Raw genomic sequence first — 544 nt, 5'->3', positions numbered from 1 at the left:
TCGCCCGCCCGACACCCGCCCGCTGCACAAGCGGGTCCTCGTGTGGATCGGCGGCGCGGGCCTGCTCATAGCCGGCTCGGTGATCGGCTCCGCCGGGAACGACGGGCAGGAGGCCGTCCAGGCGGCAACCAAGCCCAGAGCGACCGTCACCGCGACCGTGACGGCCACGCCCGAGCCCGCTCCGACCGTCACCGAGACCGTCGAGGCCAAGGCGAAGCCACGCCCCACCGTCACGGTCACCAAGACCGCCACCGCCAAGGCGGCCGAGGCCGACACCGACACCGACACCGACACCGACACCGACAACAGTGACAGCGGCGGCGGTCAAGAGGACCCCGGCACCTGCTCGATCGTCTCCAACTCCGGCAACTGCTACTCGGCGGGACAGTTCTGCCGGAACAGCGACCACGGTGCCGTCACCACCACCGAGGACGGCACGGAGATCAAGTGCGCCTACAGCTCGAACGCCTGGCGCTGGACCTACGTCTGATCGGACGGATGACCGCCCCCGTCCGCCCCCCGCACCGTGAACCCGGTCACCAGC

At 71.0% G+C, this 544-nt stretch carries 1 protein-coding gene; it reads left to right on the top strand.

The window, feature by feature from the left end; translation table 11 throughout:
• A partial coding sequence (locus P1P70_RS45580) for a hypothetical protein (protein WP_319248488.1) occupies window positions 1-490 on the top strand: 490 nt, incomplete at its 5' end.
• Window positions 491-544: the final 54 nt, after the last annotated feature.

The organism is Streptomyces sp. MB09-02B (assembly GCF_033794485.1).
Classification (GTDB): Bacteria; Actinomycetota; Actinomycetes; order Streptomycetales; family Streptomycetaceae; genus Streptomyces.
This window is presented reverse-complemented; position numbering and strand designations above follow the sequence as displayed.